The organism is Sulfuricurvum sp. (assembly GCF_028681615.1).
Taxonomy (GTDB): domain Bacteria; phylum Campylobacterota; class Campylobacteria; order Campylobacterales; family Sulfurimonadaceae; genus Sulfuricurvum.
Window position 1 is genome coordinate 163,825 of record NZ_JAQUHV010000002.1, and the last position, 17,394, is coordinate 181,218.

Annotated in this window: 22 protein-coding genes; 6 read left to right on the forward strand and 16 right to left on the reverse strand. The window is 43.8% G+C overall.

Translation table 11 applies throughout. From position 1 onward, the window contains the following. Positions 1 to 195: 195 nt before the first annotated feature. A complete protein-coding gene (locus PHE37_RS04010) occupies positions 196 to 1,209 on the reverse strand; it encodes an agmatine/peptidylarginine deiminase (RefSeq protein WP_299994337.1) in 1,014 nt (337 codons plus the stop codon). Positions 1,210 to 1,257: 48 nt separating this feature from the next. Between PHE37_RS04010 and PHE37_RS04015 the strand changes: the two genes are divergently transcribed. After that, on the forward strand, positions 1,258 to 2,274 hold the full coding sequence (locus PHE37_RS04015; RefSeq protein WP_299994335.1) for an alanine racemase: 1,017 nt from the start codon (positions 1,258 to 1,260) through the stop codon (positions 2,272 to 2,274). Here the strand turns inward: PHE37_RS04015 and PHE37_RS04020 are convergent. Genes PHE37_RS04020 through ribA form a run of 4 tightly spaced genes read right to left on the reverse strand, consistent with a single transcriptional unit; the run spans position 2,271 to position 4,020 of the window. Then, the gene (locus tag PHE37_RS04020; RefSeq protein WP_299998110.1) at positions 2,271 to 2,663 is read right to left on the reverse strand and encodes a hypothetical protein; all 393 of its coding nucleotides are present in this window, start codon (positions 2,661 to 2,663) and stop codon (positions 2,271 to 2,273) included. The genes PHE37_RS04015 and PHE37_RS04020 overlap by 4 nt on opposite strands. Continuing rightward, on the reverse strand, positions 2,664 to 2,867 hold the full coding sequence (locus PHE37_RS04025) for a PP0621 family protein (RefSeq protein WP_299998108.1): 204 nt from the start codon (positions 2,865 to 2,867) through the stop codon (positions 2,664 to 2,666). A gap of 2 nt (positions 2,868 to 2,869) precedes the next feature. Continuing rightward, positions 2,870 to 3,448: a 16S rRNA (guanine(527)-N(7))-methyltransferase RsmG gene (gene rsmG / locus PHE37_RS04030; protein ID WP_299998106.1), complete on the reverse strand. Its 579-nt coding sequence runs from the start codon at positions 3,446 to 3,448 to the stop codon at positions 2,870 to 2,872. Then, positions 3,445 to 4,020 (reverse strand): GTP cyclohydrolase II, encoded by a 576-nt coding sequence (gene ribA / locus PHE37_RS04035; protein WP_299998104.1) that lies wholly within the window; start codon positions 4,018 to 4,020, stop codon positions 3,445 to 3,447. The genes rsmG and ribA overlap by 4 nt, the downstream gene beginning before the upstream one ends. Before the next feature lie 86 nt (positions 4,021 to 4,106). On the opposite strand from ribA, the gene hemB reads away from it, so the two are divergent. The 3 genes from hemB to PHE37_RS04050 all read left to right on the forward strand — a co-directional run bounded on the left by hemB (position 4,107) and on the right by PHE37_RS04050 (position 7,323). Further along, positions 4,107 to 5,072, forward strand: a complete 966-nt coding sequence (gene hemB / locus PHE37_RS04040; protein ID WP_300008231.1) for a porphobilinogen synthase — start codon at positions 4,107 to 4,109, stop codon at positions 5,070 to 5,072. A 130-nt stretch (positions 5,073 to 5,202) separates the two neighbouring features. Continuing rightward, positions 5,203 to 6,123 (forward strand): ornithine carbamoyltransferase, encoded by a 921-nt coding sequence (gene argF, locus PHE37_RS04045; protein WP_299997473.1) that lies wholly within the window; start codon positions 5,203 to 5,205, stop codon positions 6,121 to 6,123. A gap of 9 nt (positions 6,124 to 6,132) precedes the next feature. Then, positions 6,133 to 7,323 (forward strand): multiheme c-type cytochrome, encoded by a 1,191-nt coding sequence (locus PHE37_RS04050; protein ID WP_299997470.1) that lies wholly within the window; start codon positions 6,133 to 6,135, stop codon positions 7,321 to 7,323. A gap of 12 nt (positions 7,324 to 7,335) precedes the next feature. Here PHE37_RS04050 and PHE37_RS04055 read toward each other — a convergent pair whose 3' ends face one another. Next, on the reverse strand, positions 7,336 to 7,539 hold the full coding sequence (locus PHE37_RS04055; RefSeq protein WP_299997467.1) for a hypothetical protein: 204 nt from the start codon (positions 7,537 to 7,539) through the stop codon (positions 7,336 to 7,338). A 321-nt stretch (positions 7,540 to 7,860) separates the two neighbouring features. On the opposite strand from PHE37_RS04055, the gene PHE37_RS04060 reads away from it, so the two are divergent. Continuing rightward, the gene (locus PHE37_RS04060) at positions 7,861 to 9,471 is read left to right on the forward strand and encodes a DEAD/DEAH box helicase (protein ID WP_299997465.1); all 1,611 of its coding nucleotides are present in this window, start codon (positions 7,861 to 7,863) and stop codon (positions 9,469 to 9,471) included. On the opposite strand, the gene PHE37_RS04065 is transcribed toward PHE37_RS04060, so the two are convergent. The 9 genes from PHE37_RS04065 to PHE37_RS04105 form a co-directional block, all read right to left on the reverse strand. Next, on the reverse strand, positions 9,445 to 9,822 hold the full coding sequence (locus tag PHE37_RS04065) for an HIT domain-containing protein (RefSeq protein WP_299997462.1): 378 nt from the start codon (positions 9,820 to 9,822) through the stop codon (positions 9,445 to 9,447). The genes PHE37_RS04060 and PHE37_RS04065 overlap by 27 nt on opposite strands. Before the next feature lie 37 nt (positions 9,823 to 9,859). Then, positions 9,860 to 10,858, reverse strand: coding sequence for a beta-ketoacyl-ACP synthase III (locus PHE37_RS04070; protein WP_299997459.1), 999 nt, complete (start codon positions 10,856 to 10,858; stop codon positions 9,860 to 9,862). Positions 10,859 to 10,883: 25 nt separating this feature from the next. After that, positions 10,884 to 11,873, reverse strand: coding sequence for a phosphate acyltransferase PlsX (plsX, locus tag PHE37_RS04075; protein ID WP_299924967.1), 990 nt, complete (start codon positions 11,871 to 11,873; stop codon positions 10,884 to 10,886). A 3-nt stretch (positions 11,874 to 11,876) separates the two neighbouring features. Beyond that, entirely contained in the window at positions 11,877 to 12,026 is a 150-nt protein-coding gene (gene rpmF / locus PHE37_RS04080; RefSeq protein WP_013461018.1) for a 50S ribosomal protein L32, read from the reverse strand. 110 nt (positions 12,027 to 12,136) lie between these two features. After that, positions 12,137 to 12,508, reverse strand: a complete 372-nt coding sequence (locus tag PHE37_RS04085; protein ID WP_300008233.1) for a YceD family protein — start codon at positions 12,506 to 12,508, stop codon at positions 12,137 to 12,139. Positions 12,509 to 12,513: 5 nt separating this feature from the next. Beyond that, a complete protein-coding gene (gene ndk / locus PHE37_RS04090; RefSeq protein WP_299924962.1) occupies positions 12,514 to 12,927 on the reverse strand; it encodes a nucleoside-diphosphate kinase in 414 nt (137 codons plus the stop codon). Between the two features lie 145 nt (positions 12,928 to 13,072). Then, entirely contained in the window at positions 13,073 to 13,357 is a 285-nt protein-coding gene (locus PHE37_RS04095) for a 4Fe-4S dicluster domain-containing protein (protein ID WP_299924959.1), read from the reverse strand. Between the two features lie 113 nt (positions 13,358 to 13,470). After that, positions 13,471 to 14,628, reverse strand: coding sequence for a methionine adenosyltransferase (gene metK / locus PHE37_RS04100; protein ID WP_299995652.1), 1,158 nt, complete (start codon positions 14,626 to 14,628; stop codon positions 13,471 to 13,473). Positions 14,629 to 14,671: 43 nt separating this feature from the next. Continuing rightward, a complete protein-coding gene (locus tag PHE37_RS04105) occupies positions 14,672 to 15,127 on the reverse strand; it encodes a phosphoribosyltransferase family protein (RefSeq protein WP_299995650.1) in 456 nt (151 codons plus the stop codon). 130 nt (positions 15,128 to 15,257) lie between these two features. Between PHE37_RS04105 and der the strand changes: the two genes are divergently transcribed. Beyond that, positions 15,258 to 16,787, forward strand: a complete 1,530-nt coding sequence (der, locus tag PHE37_RS04110) for a ribosome biogenesis GTPase Der (RefSeq protein WP_299995648.1) — start codon at positions 15,258 to 15,260, stop codon at positions 16,785 to 16,787. Positions 16,788 to 16,813: 26 nt separating this feature from the next. On the opposite strand, the gene PHE37_RS04115 is transcribed toward der, so the two are convergent. Then, positions 16,814 to 17,257, reverse strand: a complete 444-nt coding sequence (locus tag PHE37_RS04115) for a CopD family protein (protein WP_299995647.1) — start codon at positions 17,255 to 17,257, stop codon at positions 16,814 to 16,816. Positions 17,258 to 17,394: the final 137 nt, after the last annotated feature.

Below are 17,394 nucleotides of genomic sequence, written 5' to 3' on the forward strand. Positions count from 1 at the left end.
TGAAATCCTTAAGATAATTATGAAGAAAGTGTAGAAAAGAAGTGTTACATTAGTGTTAAGCCGATGGTGAAAATCACGTAAATCCGGGCTTTTACTTTTTATGTTACACTTCTTCCCATGAATAAAAAACAAATACTTTTAACGATCATTCTTTTAGCCGCTTCAGGCTATTTCCTTTTTAACGGCTTTACCCTTTTATTCCATTCGTAGGGACACCTCTTCCGGGAACTGCATCGTTACACAGTGGAGAGAGCCGTGCTGTCGGATGAGTACGGAGCAGTCAAGAGGGATGATATCGCGCCCTCTAAACGCTTTTTTACAAATCTCGATTGCCTCAGTATCGTGCGGGTCATTGTATACCGGAAGTAAAACCGCATCGTTGATAATCAAAAAGTTGGCATACGTTGCGGGAAGACGTTCGTCATCGTAAAAAGCCGGATTCGTCATCGGTAACGCGATGAGGTTAAACGGTTCGCCCTCAACATCACGCAGAGCTTTGAGCTCATCTTCCATTTTTTTGAGTGCTTCATAATGTTCATCGTTTTGATCGTCGCATTTGACGTACATGATCGTATCCGTATCGATAAACCGGGCCAAGGTATCGATATGGCTGTCGGTATCGTCACCGGCGAGATAACCGTGATTCAGCCATAGTATCTGCTCTACGCCGAAATGTTTTTTCAGCTCTTTCTCCATCCCCTTTTTATCGAGATGGGGATTTCGGTTAGGATTGAGAAGGCACTCTGCCGTAGTGAGCAATGAGCCGGCACCATTTGTTTCGATACCGCCGCCCTCTAAGATCAGGTTCACTTTTTCCATAGGTGCACCGTAAATATGAGCGATAGAGGAGCTCATCGCATTGTCTTTTGAAGCGTCAAATTTTCCGCCCCATCCTGTGAACGTAAAGTCAAGCAGCAGCGGTTCGTCTTCATCTTCGTCGATCACACTGAGTACGCTGCAATCGCGTGCCCATGTATCGTTTGTTTGATACGCTATGAAAATGAGATTATCATGGGATTGGAAGTACCCTTTGACAAGCTCAACATCATCACAGATAACAAGGCAGGGTTGATAGCGGGCAACAGCGGTTGCTATATTGACAAAACACGCTCTTGCTTCTTCGAGGTAAGGTGCCCAATCGCTTTGCGGATGGGGAAAAATGAGCTGGACAAAACTTTGGGGTTCAAATTCGGCTGGGAAATAACGCATTAATTAACCTTGATCTATAATTTCACCATCTAACCCTTTAGGGAACACATGGCATCGATTAAACTTAGCCGCGAGGCACTCATTCATAATCTTGACATTATCGCACACCAAGTCGGTGGAAAAGATAAAATCGCAGTCGTTTTAAAAGATAACGCGTATGGGCACAGTGCTGTGATGATAGCAGAAGCAGTGTCACACTACGGTGTCAAGCAAGCAGTCGTCCGTCTTGAGCGGGAAGCGGATGAAATTGTAGATTTTTTTGAGAATGTTTTGATCCTTGGACAAATAGCGACGCGAGCACATCCAAAAATCAGTTATGCGATCAATTCATTTGAAGAAATATCAGCGTATCCGAGCGGAACGCGAGTAGAGCTTAAAATTGATACGGGAATGCATCGTCATGGGATTGCTCCGCAGCAGTTGGGAGAAGCTTTTGAAGCAATGGCACAAAAGGGGTTGGTCTGTATCGGGGTTATGAGCCATTTAAGAGCCGCGGATACACTCAGCTCAGAGTGGTTTTGGCAGCGCAGAATATTTGATGAAATCAAACAAGAAGCGTCTGAATTAGCAAAAAAGTACGGATGGAATCTTAGATTTCATATTTCAAACTCTGCCGGAACCTTTCGCTCATCCGAATGCACGGATGATATGGTACGGGTCGGAATCGCACTGTACGGGTGTTTGGAAATGGACTCAACTCTGCCGCAGCCTGAACTCAAGAGCGTCCTTTCTCTGTGCGGGGATAAGATTGCTACAAGAGTGCTAAAAGCGGGAGAGCGGGTCGGCTACAACGGTATTTACGAAGCGTGTTCTGATGAAGTGGTCAGTACCTATGATTTGGGATATGCCAACGGGCTGGATCGGCTTGCTTCTAACCGCTATGTAACCCCGCAGGGGGTGCCCCTTCGGGGACGTATATCAATGGACAGTGCAAGTTTTGCGAGCGATACGGATGAACTGGTGATTTTTGATAATGCCAACGATTACGCCCGTGCGGTCGGAACCATCGGGTATGAGATATTGGCATGTTTGGATAAAGATTTAAAAAGGGAATGGATTTTCTAAGTATTTATCTTAATAATGGCATCGGCAAAAATTGCGCCGTCGAGACGCATATCGATCAAACTTTCCAAATGGTCCATATCTTCGACATATCCCAACACTTTGGCATCAAAGAGATAATGTTCCGCGACGCTTTGGATTTCAGGTCCGTTTTTAGGGCTGACAATGAGGTATGCCGCCCCTAGATTTTCACCGAGGACCGCATCGGTAATCGTTTCGATATGAAGAGCAAAGCGGACACTGTTTTGACGCAGATAATCGATGATATCGAGATTTTCAGGGGCAAAAAATAAGGTGACGACGGAATTTGCCGGTGTGAGACGTACGGCTTCGATCGCATCGATATGGTAAAACGTCTCAGAGGGAATGTACGGGTGACCGAATAACAACATTTAGCTCTCCAAACATTCACGTGAGCAGTAGTATTTTCCCTCACGCATAAAACTTTCTTTCACCTGTACATAGGTACCGCATTTGACACACGGAATCATTGCCTCTTCGGAAGAAGTATCCGAAGAGGGAGGTGTAAGCGACTTTTTCTTGAAAAAAAGAAAATAAACGGCACTCAAAAATCCGACAAACAGTAAAAATTTCATGGTTATCTCTTTATTAGCAGATAATGGCGGTTTTCTGCTTCAATAATGGTGTAATCTAGTGATTCATTAACTTCATCATACACTTTTTCCCCTTTGTAAAAGAGCAAAAGCGTCCCTTTGGTGCAAAACGGCTCTGAGAGTTTGAGCAGCATGTCCGTATCGGTTACGGCACGCGAAGTGATGAGGTCATACGGTTCGCTCGGTAATTGTTCGACCCGTACCGCTTTCACCTCTACGTTCTCCAAGCCTAAATCCGCTTTCACAAATTGTAAAAAACTGGCACGTTTACTGAGCGGCTCTACGAGAGTAAACCGGGTTTCCGGCATGGCTATCGCTAAAATCATCCCCGGAAATCCGGCACCGGTTCCGATGTCCATTGCTTTATTGATGGGAGGGAGAAAATTAATAGGGGTGATGGCATCGACGATGAATTCATCGATTTGTTGCAGTGTTTTAGCACCTGTGAGGTTATGAACCTTATTCCATTTTTCCAGCAGCGTTTTGTACTCCTCCACTTTTTCAATAAAATCATTCGGAAGTGTAAGATTGCGGCTTGCTAAAAGATGTTTTAAATGATTCATAAATCGTGTCCCATTTGTTCTTTTTTAACACGAAGGTATCCTTCATTATGAGGATTCGGATCGATGATGACAGGGACTCTTTCGGTAATTTCGACATGCAAATTTTCCACCACAGAGACTTTTGCCGGATTATTGGTCAAAAGACGAATTTTCGTTAGACCAAAATCTTTGAATATCTCTCCCACGACGTCATAAGTACGCTGATCCGGGGCAAATCCAAGCTCAACATTGGCTTCGATCGTATTGCGTCCCTGATCTTGAAGTGCATAGGCGTTGATTTTATTGAGCAGACCGATATTCCGCCCCTCTTGACGATGATAAATAATCAATCCGCCCTCTTCGGCGACCAGTTTAAGGGCTTTGTGCAGTTGATTGTTGCAATCGCATTTGATGCTGCCCAATGTATCACCGGTAAGGCACTCGGAATGGATACGAACCAATGGGGACTCTTGTTGCTCAAAATTTTCTGTAAAAATTGCAAGATGTTCTTGACATCCTTCTTTATAAGCACGGATCTTAAATTTGCCATATTTACTTGGAAGATTAGCAATGGCGGATTTTTCAAATTTCATTTCTGTATTCATGTGGCAATTATAATTTTCTTTTCTTAATCTAACACTTGCTACACTTACTTCAACATTTATATCGGAGCATTTTTATGGATCGTTTTCGTCGTACTCGTCTTAATTCACATCTCAGATCATTGGTTCGTGAAACCCATGTAGGTGTCAATGATTTTATTTATCCGTTGTTCGTTCGACCGGGAGAGGGGATTAAAACCGAAGTTTCGTCTATGCCCGGTGTGTATCAGATGAGTTTGGACGAAATTTTAAAAGAGTGTGAGCTTCTTCAATCTTTGGGAATTTATTCGATTATCCTTTTCGGTATCCCTGAAGTTAAAGACTCTGTCGGTTCCGATGCCCTTTGCGACCATGGGATCATCGCGACGGCAGTTCGTGCGATTAAGCGTGCGTATCCGAAGATGTTTGTCGTGACCGATTTGTGTTTCTGTGAGTATACCGATCACGGCCACTGCGGGATTTTGGATCATGTGCATGAGACGGTTGATAATGATTTAACGCTTGGCATTTCAGCACAGCAAGCTTTGGTACATGCCCGTGCCGGTGCCGATATGATTGCACCCTCAGGGATGATGGACGGGATCATTACAACGCTTCGTGATGCACTTGACGGCGGCGGATACGTGAATCTTCCGATTATGAGCTATTCGACCAAGTTTGCCAGCGGGTATTACGGACCGTTTCGTGATGTTGCCGAATCGGTTCCGAGTTTCGGTGATCGTTCGACCTATCAAATGGATCCGGCAAATCGACGTGAAGCGATACGTGAAAGTTTAGTCGATGAGGCACAGGGGGCCGATATTTTGATGGTAAAACCGGCTTTAGCCTATCTGGATATTATCCGAGACATACGTGAAGCGTCTCAATTACCTCTCGCGGTATACAATGTCAGCGGCGAATACGCGATGCTCAAACATGCCGGAGCGGCAGGGTTGATCGATTACAACCGTGTGATGATAGAGACTATGGTAGGGTTTAAACGAGCCGGTGCCGATATTATCATCAGTTACCATGCTAAAGAAGTAGCAGCACTACTATCTTGATTTGAACGCAAAAGGAATTCAACCCTTTTGCTACGCTAGCCGCTAAGGCACTAAAGCTTGCCTCTGCTGAGGTAGAATTGTTAATGAATTTTTTTTATGATATGATTGTTTTTTGTATCGAAGGACGTACGTGAGACATTTTTTAACCTTAAAAGACTATACCAAAGAAGAGATATTAGAAATTCTCGACATCGGGCTGGAAATTAAAAAAGAGGTCAAAGCCAAAGAGTTTAAGCCGAGACTTGCAAATCAAACATTAGCAATGATTTTTGAAAAAAGTTCTACGCGTACGCGGGTGAGTTTTGAAGTGGGGATGTACCAACTCGGAGGACATGCACTGTTTCTTTCAAATCGTGATATCCATCTGGGGCGCGGCGAACCGGTAAAAGATACGGCACGCGTTATCTCATCCATGTGTGACATGGTTATGATCCGTACCTATGAGCAAGCGATGCTCGAAGAGTTTGCCCGTTATTCGAAAGTCCCTGTGATCAACGGTCTAAGCGACAGTTATCACCCCGTCCAGCTTCTTGCTGATTATATGACGATGATGGAGTGCGGCAAAGATACAAATCCGATCGTAGCCTATGTAGGTGATGGCAATAATATGACCCATTCATGGCTGATGCTTGCCGGAAAACTCGGTTTCGAACTGCGTATTGCAACCCCGAAAGGATATGAATGCGATCCGGCTGTCATTGCGGATGCTCTTTGTTTCTGCGAGGTAAGCGGCGGAAAAATAGTTATTACGAATGATCCGAAAGAAGCTGTCATGGGTGCTACCGTCGTAACGACGGACACATGGATTTCGATGGGACAGGAAGAAGAAAAGTCTCAGCGGATACGGGCATTTGAAGGGTATATCGTAGATGAGGCACTTATGTCGTTAGCCGATAAAGAAGCTATTTTCCTTCATTGTCTTCCTGCTTATCGCGGTGTCGAAGTAAGTGAAGGCGTTCTCGAGGGGGAACAAAGTTTAATATTCGAAGAAGCCGAAAATCGTCTCCACGCACAAAAAGGTTTAATGGTTTGGTTAAATAAACATCGATAAGGGGTATGCATGCGTTCGTTATGGTTATTGGCAATAGTTGGGTTGAGTCTTTATGCTGCTGAAGTGGTTCAGGTTGGCGATAAATTTAAAGATTCGGGTAAATGTAAAGCGTGTCACAGTCATATTGTAAGGCAGTGGGATAGCTCATGGCATGCAAAATCTCATTACGACAATGATGAATATCTTCGTAAAACGATTGATTATGTTGCCCGCAAAGATAATCGAAAATCGCTTAATACAATCAAAATCGAATGTGCCGCTTGCCACAATCCGCGTATCTCCGTTACCTCTACCAGTGCTGAATATGAAGCAATCGCAGCACTGAAACTGGATAAAGATTCCGCTGCGACAAAAGCGATCAACAATAACGGAATATCAGAAGGAATCAATTGTGTTGTATGTCATAACATAGATCAAATTCATGATAATCTTCCGGACTCGAAACGGGGTATTAATCGTGTCAGCTGGATGCCATCAGGCATTATGACGGGGCCTTACGGGGATGCCAAATCACCTTATCACAAAGTAGAACAGCGCGATTTCATGGATACAAATCCGAATCAGCTCTGTTTTGTGTGTCATGCCAACGATACTTCCGAAGAGGGGCACCGTTTTATTGATATGCAAGTGGAATTCAAAAGCGGCGGAAAACAGTGTGTTGATTGTCATATGAGTCCGCGCAAAGATGGCGTTGCTGCAACATTGCGCGATGTAAACGGGCAGGCACATAAGCGTCTTATTCGTGAACATGGTTTTAAAGGCGGACACGTTGAAAGTATGTGGCAGGATGCATTAAAGGTAGAGGTACGTAAAAGTGCGGGCGGTCTGGATGTGACATTAGTGAACCCCCAACCGCATGCATTGCCGAGCGGATTCGGATCACGTGAAATTTTAGTCGAAGTGCAATATATGAACGGCAACAAAGTGATCAAGAATGATACGCTTTCTTTGACAACGCACTATCTCAGCAAACGCAATAAACCTACTATTGCCCATTTGGCTGCAAAAACTCAAGACAGTGCATCAATCCCTGCACAAGGTTCAAAAACCTTGACATTGCCAATGTACTCGGGTGTGAATCAAGTTCTTGTCAGTGTTTCGTATCGATTGGTCAATGATGAAGTACGGGGATTGTTAGACCTGAAAGATCCGATTTGGTCGAAGAAAATGGTGATTAAAAAAGTAAATCTAAAACTCTAAGGGGATATCCCCTTAGTTCATTTCGACTTTAATAATAAGATCGTTTCCCTCTTCAACAATTGAAAAATTATGTTTTTGACAAAATGTTTCATTCATCTCTTCAGCCCACTCTTTTGCTTCAATTAACGCATCATCTTTGTTTGCAAATGTTTTAATGCTTTCCATACCGCTTCGTTTGAAACAGCCGCACTCTTTTTCCATTTTTACATTGAACATATTTGACTCCTGGTAATTTAGATTGATTTTTTGGAAGTATAGTTCTAAAAGTTTAAAAAAATCAGACAAAATATAAACGATTTGAAACTAAAGGTTATCTTTATGTTTTCTAATACTGATACTATCATGGTATTTTATGTAAACTTCAGCTATAATTCCATTTGAATTTTGGGTACCTTCTAAAGAGATTGACGAATCTTTTTCAAAGGTGCCCTCGCGGATGAGAATCCAACTTATCCTCACTAAAATTTCTCTCCCCCATGAGTGGGCAAGCGTAACTGGTCGGAATGGTTTCCGATGGCGTATATAAAAAGGTAAATCATGAACGTAATAGAAACACCAATCACAGAAGAAAATCTCGCGACATTTGAAGATTTCGGTCTCCGCGAAGAGATTATGCAAAGCATCCGTCATGCCGGATTTAAAACACCAAGCCCGATTCAACAAATGGTTATTCCGGTTATTATGGAAGGGCGTGATGTTGTAGGACAAGCCCATACCGGTACCGGTAAAACAGCTGCTTTCGGTCTTCCTGCATTGAATAAAATGCATTTAAAAGGGGGAATTGAAACCCTTATCATCACTCCGACACGTGAACTTGCGAATCAAGTCAGTGATGAAATTTTCAAATACGGTAAGCACTTGGGTGCACGTACTGTAACGATTTACGGCGGTTCATCATACAACCGTCAGATGGATTTGATCGAACGCGGTGCGCAAGTCATCATCGCAACTCCGGGACGTTTGTTGGATATGTTGAGCCGTAATATGCTTAAAGGATTTACCCCTTCAACCGTCATTTTGGACGAAGCGGATGAAATGCTTGATATGGGCTTTTTGGACGATATCAATGAAATTTTCAGCTATTTGCCGACTGAACGTCAAACATTGCTTTTCTCTGCAACAATGCCGGCTCCGATTAAACAGTTGGCTGAACGTATTTTGGTAAATCCGTTTTTTGCTTCGATTACAAAATCTGAGACAACGAATACGGATATTACTCAACAATACTATGTTATTGAAGAATCAGAGCGGGATGATGCGATTATCCGTTTGATGGATGCGGAAGATGCGAAAAAAACAGTCGTATTCTGCCGAACCAAGAAAGAGGTTGATCGTCTCTCCAATGTCCTCTCAGCTGCCGGATACTCAGCAAAAGGACTTCACGGAGATATGGAACAACGTCAACGTGAGAGTGTTATTAAAGGGCTTAAAACCGATGCAGTGGACGTATTGATCGCAACTGACGTTGCAGCGCGCGGATTGCACATCGATGATGTTACACACGTTTTCAACTACCATATCCCGTTTGACCCTGAGAGTTATGTTCACCGTATCGGCCGTACCGGCCGTGCAGGTAAAAAAGGGGTAGCGATTACCCTGGTAACTCCGATGGAATTTAAAGAGCTTCAACGTATCCGTGCAAAAGTCGGAACTACGATGGAACATGCTTATATTCCAAGTAAATTGGATGTTAAAGAGGCTCAAGTAACCCGTTTGGTTAATGAAATCGAAAAACAGCATATTTATGACGAAGCGCACAAAGTATTGGATTTATTGAAACAAGATTACGATCAAGAGCAAATAGCCTATAAATTGATCTCTGTGTTGATGGAACGCAATACCGTACAGGGACCGAATAATATCGGTATCGCAGCAGAGCGTTTGGAAAAAATTCTTCATAATCTAGAGCGTCGAGGTAATGAGCGTGGCGGACAACGCAGCGGCGGTTTCAACCGTAATCGCAGCGGCGGTGGCGGATATCGTGGTAGCAATGACCGTAACGCAAGCGGTGGCGGATACCGTGGCAATAATGATCGCAATGCAGGCGGAGAACGCAGTGGCGGCGGCGAGCGCGGAAACGATCGAGGAGATCGTTCACGCAGTTTTAGCGGCGGTAATCGTTCAGCTAGCAGCAAACCTAGAAGTTAATTCAACTTTTAGCTCTTCTATAAACAGCTCCATCGGAGCTGTTGACACCAATCCCTCTCTTTGTTTAACTCCCCACATCGGTTCCGGAAAATAGCTGTCATTTGCATAGCGTGCCATTATATGCCAGTGTACTCTCGGCAACATATTCCCGAATGAGGCGATATTGATTTTATCAGGTTTAAAATAGGCAAGCATTTTTCTTTCAATGATGTCTAAAGATTCCCAAATAGACTCTTTTTCTTCACGTGTACATTCTGAAAATTCTTTGTGATGCGTATGCGTAAAAACTTTAAGCCAGGGTATTTCACTGTCGTGGATTTCAATATAAATGAGAGGATTGGAGTAAATCATATCGAACCTTTAAAAAGATTCGATAGTGTAACAATATTTAGATATTTTTTCCTGCAAACGGAACAAGGGCACTACCCCATGTTAATCCGCCGCCGAACGCATCAAGAAGCATCAAATCGCCTTCACGCAATGTTCCTGATTCGTAGATGTCGTTGATCGCCATTGGGATCGATGCTCCGGATGTATTACCGTATTTTTCGACCGTCAAAACGACCTGTTCATCTTTGAGTTCAAGTGCATCACCGACTGCTTTGATAATACGGTAGTTGGCTTGATGAGGGACGAAATGGGTAATTTTGGAAGACTCAATGTTATTTTGTTCCAAAATTTCGACCACATCGGCAGTGAGAGTACGGACTGCGACTTTAAAGGTCTCGTTTCCTTTCATACGCATAAAGCACCCCGCAGCTTCACGGTCGAGTTCATCATGCGCCGATCCGCTTCCGCCGTTAGGCGTCATCAACAAATCCGCGAAAGAGCCGTCTGAACCAGTGTGAATATCGATAACTGCTTCATTTTTATTTTCAGTTGCACTGATAACGGCAGCCCCGGCACCGTCACCGAAGAGAATACAGGTTCCGCGATCGGTATAGTCCGTAATGGCACTGAGTTTTTCGGCACCGACGATCAATACATTTTTTTTCATTCCGGATTCGATAAATGCTTTTGCAATGCTGAGTGCGTACACAAATCCGGTGCAGGCAGCCGAGATATCATACGCCATGACTTTACCGAGACCAAGTTTAGTGGCAATGATGGTCGCGGTTGAGGGCATACAAAAATAATCCGGTGAGATAGTAGCACAGACGATCATATCGATCTCTTCTTTTGCCAGACCGGAGCGTTCAATCGCGATTTGCGCTGCTTTTACACCCATATCGCTGGTTCGCTCATCAGCAGCTGCGATATGACGCTCTTTGATTCCGGTCCGTTTTGTAATCCACTCATCACTGGTATCAACCATTACCTCTAATTCGGCATTGGTTAAAATTTTCGAGGGAACATAAGCTCCGATGGAACGAAACGCAGCGTACATGGTTAGCCTTTATAAGGGATCGAAGTTATTTTTTTAGCTCTTCTAAACGATTTTCGATATGTTCGTTTACGCCGTTATCTACATAACGGATAGCTTGAAAAATAGCATTTTTAATTGCTTTAGGGTTGCTTTTCCCGTGACTGACGATAGCACACCCTTTGATACCGACCAAAGGTGCTCCTCCGATTTCAGCATAATCGATCTCTTTTTTAAGAAGATGGAACACTTTGCGCATCAACAATGCCCCGGTAATCGCTATCGGCGATTTCCGGATATATTCTTTGATAAAGAAACTGATCGTTGACGCAACCCCTTCGGAAGCTTTAAGTACCAGATTACCGATAAAGCCGTCACATACAATGACATCGCAGCTTCCGTCAAAGATATTATTCCCTTCCACGTTTCCGATAAACCCTCTTTGCCCTTCAAGCAATTTGAAGGCTTCTTTGGTAATTTCATTCCCTTTGGAATCTTCTTCACCGTTAGCAAGCAATCCGACGCGAGGTTCACTCAGTTTGTACATATCATGGGCATAATAATATCCCATGATAGCAAATTGGAACAAATGTTCTGCTTTGCAGTCGACATTGGCGCCGGCATCCATCAAGATACTTCGCTTTCCGCTTTTTGTCGGCATGGAAGTAACCAATGCAGGACGCAGTACATTTTTAAGACGTCCTAGCCGAAGCGTAGCAAGTGTCATCGTCGCACCGCTGTGACCGGCACTGACAACTCCGTCAGCTTGACCGTTACGCACGAGTTCAACCGCTTTATAAATCGAGCTGTCTTGTCGCTTGAGTGCATCTGTTGCGGCATCACTCATGTCGATAACGTCATCCGCTTCAACAATTAAAATTTTATCTTTATAGCCCTTGGGTAATAAAGATAAAATCTCATCTTTTTTACCAACTAGAATTGGTTGAAAACTCTTTTCTTTGAGTGCTTCAAGTGTCCCTTTAACAATCGGTTCGGGACCGAAGTCCCCGCCCATTGCATCAATTGCAATTCTAATCATCGATTACTTGTACTCACCGGTTGTCGGGTTGACATAGTGAGACAATTTGTACGTGCCGTCTTTGTCTTTGACCGGACGAGCAAGAGAAATTTTATAGTGAGTTCTGCGTTTTGCGGCGCGAGAATGACTCACTCTTCTTTTAGGTACTGCCATCTTTTATAGTCCTTTCTTGTTTAAGTTTAAACACCGGGTGAATACATCCCCCCGGTTACGTTAACACTGGGTTTCCTTCGGCAGGAAGCCCGATGCACTTCGTGCGCTTATCAGAACTCTCGATCTAACGAGGTTCCTTCGCAGTTTTTGCAACAAAAATAGTCGCTTTTAATCAATTCGATTTCTGATTGTAGAAGTTCTTCCAAATCAATCATCGATTTGTCGATTTCGACGACATCCAACTCTTCGTCGTTGCCCTCATAAATCCCGTCGCTAAGGTAGAAAGTAATCTCTTCATTTAAAGATCGTTCTACCTCTTCGGCACACTGATCGCAGGGAATCGAAATACTCCCTGTAATTGTACCGTTTAATTGGGCAAGATTACTTTTTTTCATGATCAAATCACCTGAAAAAAAGGCATTGTCACTATTTGCCTCAAAATGAAGCGGTTGTGATCCCAATTTTTTAAATGCTATTTTCATGGCAATTACGAAATTTCGCGGCCTGAAAAGAAAAATGCGATTTCATTTTTAGCATTTTCAACTGAATCACTTCCGTGAACAGCATTAGCATCGATGTTTTCAGCGAAATCAGCACGGATTGTTCCAGCTTCTGCTTCTTTAGGGTTTGTTGCACCCATCAAGTCACGGTTACGTAGAACAGCGTTTTCGCCTTCAAGAACTGTAATAACAACAGGACCGCTTACCATAAAGTCAACGAGATCGTTGAAGAAAGGGCGAGCAGCGTGTACTGCGTAAAATGCTTCAGCGTCTTGACGGCTGAGCTGAACTTTTTTCATAGCTGCAATTTTAAGACCATCTGTCTCAAAACGATCTAAAATTTTTCCAATGACACCTTTTGCTACGGCGTCAGGCTTGATGATTGACAACGTTTGTTCCATCAATGCTCCTGTTTTGTGTGTAAAAAATAGAACGGGATTATAGCCAAACAATAATTTAAGTAAGATTAAAGATCGGAAAAGAAAGAAAAAGGGAGGAAATGAGCGTAACCAAAGGGAAATAAATCCCCTCGGTTCTCTCAGTGTATTAGTTAACGACGTTTGCTTTTGAAGAACGCATTTCAGCGGTTACATCATCGCGGTGAGCAGGACTTGCACCGATTTCATCCCATGTGATACAACCCTCAGTCGGACAAGCTGTTGCACAAGCAGGCTCATCATGGTGACCGACACACTCGACACATTTGTCAGCGTAAACGTAATAGATCTCTTCACCCGTTGGGTTATCGTCCTCGTCTACGATCGCTTCTACCGGACACTCGTCGATGCAAGCGCCGCAGTTAATACAGGTATCATTAATGACTACTGCCATAGGGTTCTCCTTGGTTGATAAATATGGGGTAACTATAACAGAAGAATTTTAAACCCACCTAAAAAAATAGGGGGTTCAATAGAGATTATGGATAGAGTGTTACGGAAAGAGAATTATAGACCGAGATACGCGCGGATGGCATCAACTTTATCGGTTTTTTCCCATGTAAATTCAGGAAGTTCCCGTCCAAAATGGCCGTATGCCGCCGTTTTTCGATAAATCGGGCGTAATAAATCAAGAGATTCTATAATGCCCTTCGGCGTAAGGTTGAAGAGCTCTTTTACGCAACTCTCCAGTTTTTCTTCAGGAACAACGGAGGTTCCATGAGAATTCACCATAATAGAAATAGGTTTTACGACACCGATGGCGTAAGAGACTTGAATGGTTGCTTTTTCACATGCACCGGATGCAACAAGATTTTTAGCAACATAGCGAGCGGCATAAGCGGCTGAACGGTCTACTTTGGTCGGGTCTTTTCCGCTAAATGCACCCCCGCCGTGAGGGCAGGCTCCGCCGTACGTATCGACAATAATTTTACGGCCTGTTAGACCTGCATCTCCTTGCGGACCGCCGATGACAAATTTACCGGTTGGATTGATGTGATAGACAATATTCGGGCTCATAAGCTCTGCAGGGATAACGTATTTAATAACTTCTTCGATGACATCGGCATGAAGTTTTTCCTGAGAGATTTCCGGAGCATGTTGTGTGGAAACAACAACGGTTTCAACAGAGACCGGTTTGTCATCGACATAGCGGATACTGACTTGCGTTTTTCCATCCGGGCGAAGATATGGGATAATCCCTTCTTTGCGTACTTGTGCAAGACGTTCAGCAAGACGGTGAGAAAGATAAATCGGCAAAGGCATCAAAACATCGGTTTCACGACAGGCATAACCAAACATCAATCCCTGATCTCCTGCACCGATTTCACCGCTTTCTTGATCGACTCCCTGATTGATATCGGGAGATTGTTCGCCGATACCGTTGAGTACGGCGCACGAGCGGTAATCAAAACCGTAGGTTGCGTCGGTATAGCCGATTTCACGGACAACCTGACGGGCGATCTCCTGCATCGGAGCATACGATGTTGTTTTTAGCTCACCCGCGATAACGCAAAAACCGTTTGAAACAAGTGTTTCACATGCGACACGCGCTTTTGGATCATGCTCAATGATGTAGTCTAAAATAGCATCACTGATCTGATCGGCCATTTTGTCCGGATGCCCTTCGGTGACCGATTCAGAGGTAAAAATATATTCTTTAGGCATAAAAATCCTTAGAGGAAATGTAAAATCTTTGTGGTTGAGCGGATTATAGCGAACCCTTTTTTAAAAAATCTCTTTCCCAAAAAAAGTCGATCCAATCCGTAGCTTCGTGTAAGGAAAAATCAGGTTGCATGAGGGCGCTTGGTTTGGTAAAGAGAGTCGCCACTTTAAATTCGCATAAGGGATTTTGTAGACGGAGCATTGGGAGAAGCGTCATAAGTGTCTTACCGCTGTCAACAATATCATCCACAATAAGAACGTGTCGCGAACAGCTGAGATCGCAGTGACTTAAGATACTCACCTTTTCGCGTTGCGCATCTCCGTCGTAACTCTCTACCCGAATACTGTGCAGATTGCGAATGTCTAAAGCCATAGAAAGGGCGTGACCAAGGCTCATTCCCCCTCGTGCAACAGCGAGAATCGTATCGGCCTCAAAAGGTTTGCATTGTACACTTAAGAGTTGAACATCGGTACAAAATCGTTTATAATCATAGTATATCATTTTGAAATCATATCATAAGGGCATCTGCGCTATAATATAATATCAATTAAAGAAAGCGCAGCTATTAACGCATTGTGCGCTCAGCCGAGCGAGGTTACCATCTCGCAACGGCATAAACACTAGGAAATGTATGAAAAAATTAGCGATTATCGGTCGTCCGAATGTCGGCAAGAGTTCCCTTTTTAACCGTTTGCTCAAACAGCGTGATGCCATTACTTCTGAGCAGGCCGGGACGACGAGAGATGTCAAAAAACGGGTTGCCGTCGTGGTGGACAAAGAAGTAGAGATACTCGATACGGGCGGTTTGGACGAAGGGTGTGAGCTGTTCGACCGGATCAAGGAAAAATCCCTTAAAGCGGCACATGAAGCAGATATTATCCTCTTTATGGTGGACGGTAAAAGTCTTCCGGAAGAAGACGATAAAAAACTTTTTTATGAACTTGAATCGATGGGAAAAGCGATCGCGCTTGTCGTCAATAAAATCGATAATGACAAAATGCAAGAGAAGCTTTGGGAATATTATGAATTCGGTACGGATCGTATTTTCGGTATTTCAGTTGCCCATAATCGATCGGTTTTGCCACTTTTGAATTGGATTGCGTCAGAGCTTCCGGACTCTTCTATCGTAGCCCCTGAACCTGAAGTGGCTGAAGAAGATGAGATGGACGGTTTTGATGCCGCTTTGAGAGCATCTTCAGATGATGAAGAGTTTGATGAGGATGAAGATGATGGATTCTTTATTCCCGAAGAAGATGACGAAGAAGAGGAAACATCGATCGAAGCGCTCGAGGAAGCGTATCGCGGTATCGTCAAAGAGTACGAAGCTGGTGATGTCAATCAGATGAAAGTCGCGATCATCGGTCGTGTCAACGTCGGCAAGAGCTCACTCCTTAATGCATTGCTCGGAGAAGACCGCTCGGTGGTCAGTTCGGTAGCCGGAACAACGATCGATCCGATCGATGAAACGATCGAATATAATGATAAAAAGATCACCTTTATCGATACCGCAGGGATTCGTAAACGGGGAAAAATTCTCGGGATTGAAAAATATGCCCTGATGCGTACCGAAGAGATGTTGGAGACGGCGGATATCGCATTGCTCGTACTCGATGCGTCGCAGCCGTTTATGGATTTGGATGAGAAGATTGCCGGTTTTGTCGATAAAAACCGTCTCGCGTGTTTGATTGTCCTCAATAAATGGGACTTGGCACCACGCGAAGATTACGACAAAATTATTGCGGAAGTACGCGACCGCTTTAAATTTTTGAGCTACGCTCCGATCATCACGATTTCGGCACAGAGCAAACAGCGGGTCCACAAGATTTTTGAAATGCTCCTCAAAATCAATGAAAACTATTCACAGCGTATTCCGACCGGAAAACTCAACGAGGTTATCCAAGCAGCAATGCGCAAACATATCCTGCCGAGTATCAACGGGATGAATATCCGTCTCTATTTCGCGACGCAGTACGATATCCGTCCTCCGCGTATCGCATTGATTATGAACAAACCGCAGGGACTCCATTTCAGTTATCGCCGATATTTGACGAATCAGTTGCGAGAGCAGTTTGATTTTGAGGGAACTCCGGTACTCTTTAAAGCGAAAGCGAAAAATCAGAAGAAAAAACCGCAGCCGCATAAAAAACGGTCAATGTGGTAAAACAAAAGCCACATGGCTTTTGAGTACTAAAACGGTTTTACTATAACCAGTGCAACAATTCCCATTAATAGAAGGGTGGGAACTTCATTATACATTCGAAAAAACTTCCCGCTTTTATAGGCCGTATTTTCTTTGAGTTTCAGACGGTAATGTCCGAGTGAGAAAAAATAAGCGCTCAAGATAGCTACCAGAGTCAGTTTGGCGTGCATCCATCCCCCCATTTGAAACACATTGATTCCGTAATGTCCGGTCGAGAGTACTATCAAGGCTGTTCCCGAAAGTAATGTTGCCCAAAATGCAGGGACGCCGATGTACTTATAAATCTTCATTTCCATCACTTCGACTACTTCGATAAACCCGTGGTTCGTTCCGTTTTCGACATGGTAAACGAAAAGGCGGGGAAGGTAGAAGAGGACGGCAAACCATGAGACCATAGAGATGATATGAAACCACAAAATCCAGCTATACATAATGAATATCCTAAATGAAAAAATGAGCGCGGTGTAACTGCGTGTGGGCATCCTGCCGAAGGAAACTCAGCGTTAGCGTAGTCAAGCGGAGCTTTGCTTCGTGCGGACGTTAACCGAGATAATGGAAGGATAGCGAA

Excerpts from the sequence above, each read along its gene's own strand:
- der (WP_299995648.1), top strand. The coding sequence starts at position 15,258 with ATGAAAAAATTAGCGATTATCGGTCGTCCGAATGTCGGCAAGAGTTCC.
- metK (WP_299995652.1), bottom strand. The coding sequence starts at position 14,628 with ATGCCTAAAGAATATATTTTTACCTCTGAATCGGTCACCGAAGGGCAT.
- PHE37_RS04085 (WP_300008233.1), bottom strand. The coding sequence starts at position 12,508 with ATGAAAATAGCATTTAAAAAATTGGGATCACAACCGCTTCATTTTGAG.
- rsmG (WP_299998106.1), bottom strand. The coding sequence starts at position 3,448 with ATGAATCATTTAAAACATCTTTTAGCAAGCCGCAATCTTACACTTCCG.
- PHE37_RS04050 (WP_299997470.1), top strand. The coding sequence starts at position 6,133 with ATGCGTTCGTTATGGTTATTGGCAATAGTTGGGTTGAGTCTTTATGCT.
- hemB (WP_300008231.1), top strand. The coding sequence starts at position 4,107 with ATGGATCGTTTTCGTCGTACTCGTCTTAATTCACATCTCAGATCATTG.
- PHE37_RS04105 (WP_299995650.1), bottom strand. The coding sequence starts at position 15,127 with ATGATATACTATGATTATAAACGATTTTGTACCGATGTTCAACTCTTA.
- PHE37_RS04060 (WP_299997465.1), top strand. The coding sequence starts at position 7,861 with ATGAACGTAATAGAAACACCAATCACAGAAGAAAATCTCGCGACATTT.
- plsX (WP_299924967.1), bottom strand. The coding sequence starts at position 11,873 with ATGATTAGAATTGCAATTGATGCAATGGGCGGGGACTTCGGTCCCGAA.
- PHE37_RS04010 (WP_299994337.1), bottom strand. The coding sequence starts at position 1,209 with ATGCGTTATTTCCCAGCCGAATTTGAACCCCAAAGTTTTGTCCAGCTC.
- ndk (WP_299924962.1), bottom strand. The coding sequence starts at position 12,927 with ATGGAACAAACGTTGTCAATCATCAAGCCTGACGCCGTAGCAAAAGGT.
- PHE37_RS04015 (WP_299994335.1), top strand. The coding sequence starts at position 1,258 with ATGGCATCGATTAAACTTAGCCGCGAGGCACTCATTCATAATCTTGAC.
- ribA (WP_299998104.1), bottom strand. The coding sequence starts at position 4,020 with ATGAAATTTGAAAAATCCGCCATTGCTAATCTTCCAAGTAAATATGGC.
- PHE37_RS04065 (WP_299997462.1), bottom strand. The coding sequence starts at position 9,822 with ATGATTTACTCCAATCCTCTCATTTATATTGAAATCCACGACAGTGAA.
- rpmF (WP_013461018.1), bottom strand. The coding sequence starts at position 12,026 with ATGGCAGTACCTAAAAGAAGAGTGAGTCATTCTCGCGCCGCAAAACGC.
- PHE37_RS04095 (WP_299924959.1), bottom strand. The coding sequence starts at position 13,357 with ATGGCAGTAGTCATTAATGATACCTGTATTAACTGCGGCGCTTGCATC.
- PHE37_RS04025 (WP_299998108.1), bottom strand. The coding sequence starts at position 2,867 with ATGAAATTTTTACTGTTTGTCGGATTTTTGAGTGCCGTTTATTTTCTT.
- PHE37_RS04020 (WP_299998110.1), bottom strand. The coding sequence starts at position 2,663 with ATGTTGTTATTCGGTCACCCGTACATTCCCTCTGAGACGTTTTACCAT.
- PHE37_RS04055 (WP_299997467.1), bottom strand. The coding sequence starts at position 7,539 with ATGTTCAATGTAAAAATGGAAAAAGAGTGCGGCTGTTTCAAACGAAGC.
- PHE37_RS04070 (WP_299997459.1), bottom strand. The coding sequence starts at position 10,858 with ATGTACGCTGCGTTTCGTTCCATCGGAGCTTATGTTCCCTCGAAAATT.
- PHE37_RS04115 (WP_299995647.1), bottom strand. The coding sequence starts at position 17,257 with ATGTATAGCTGGATTTTGTGGTTTCATATCATCTCTATGGTCTCATGG.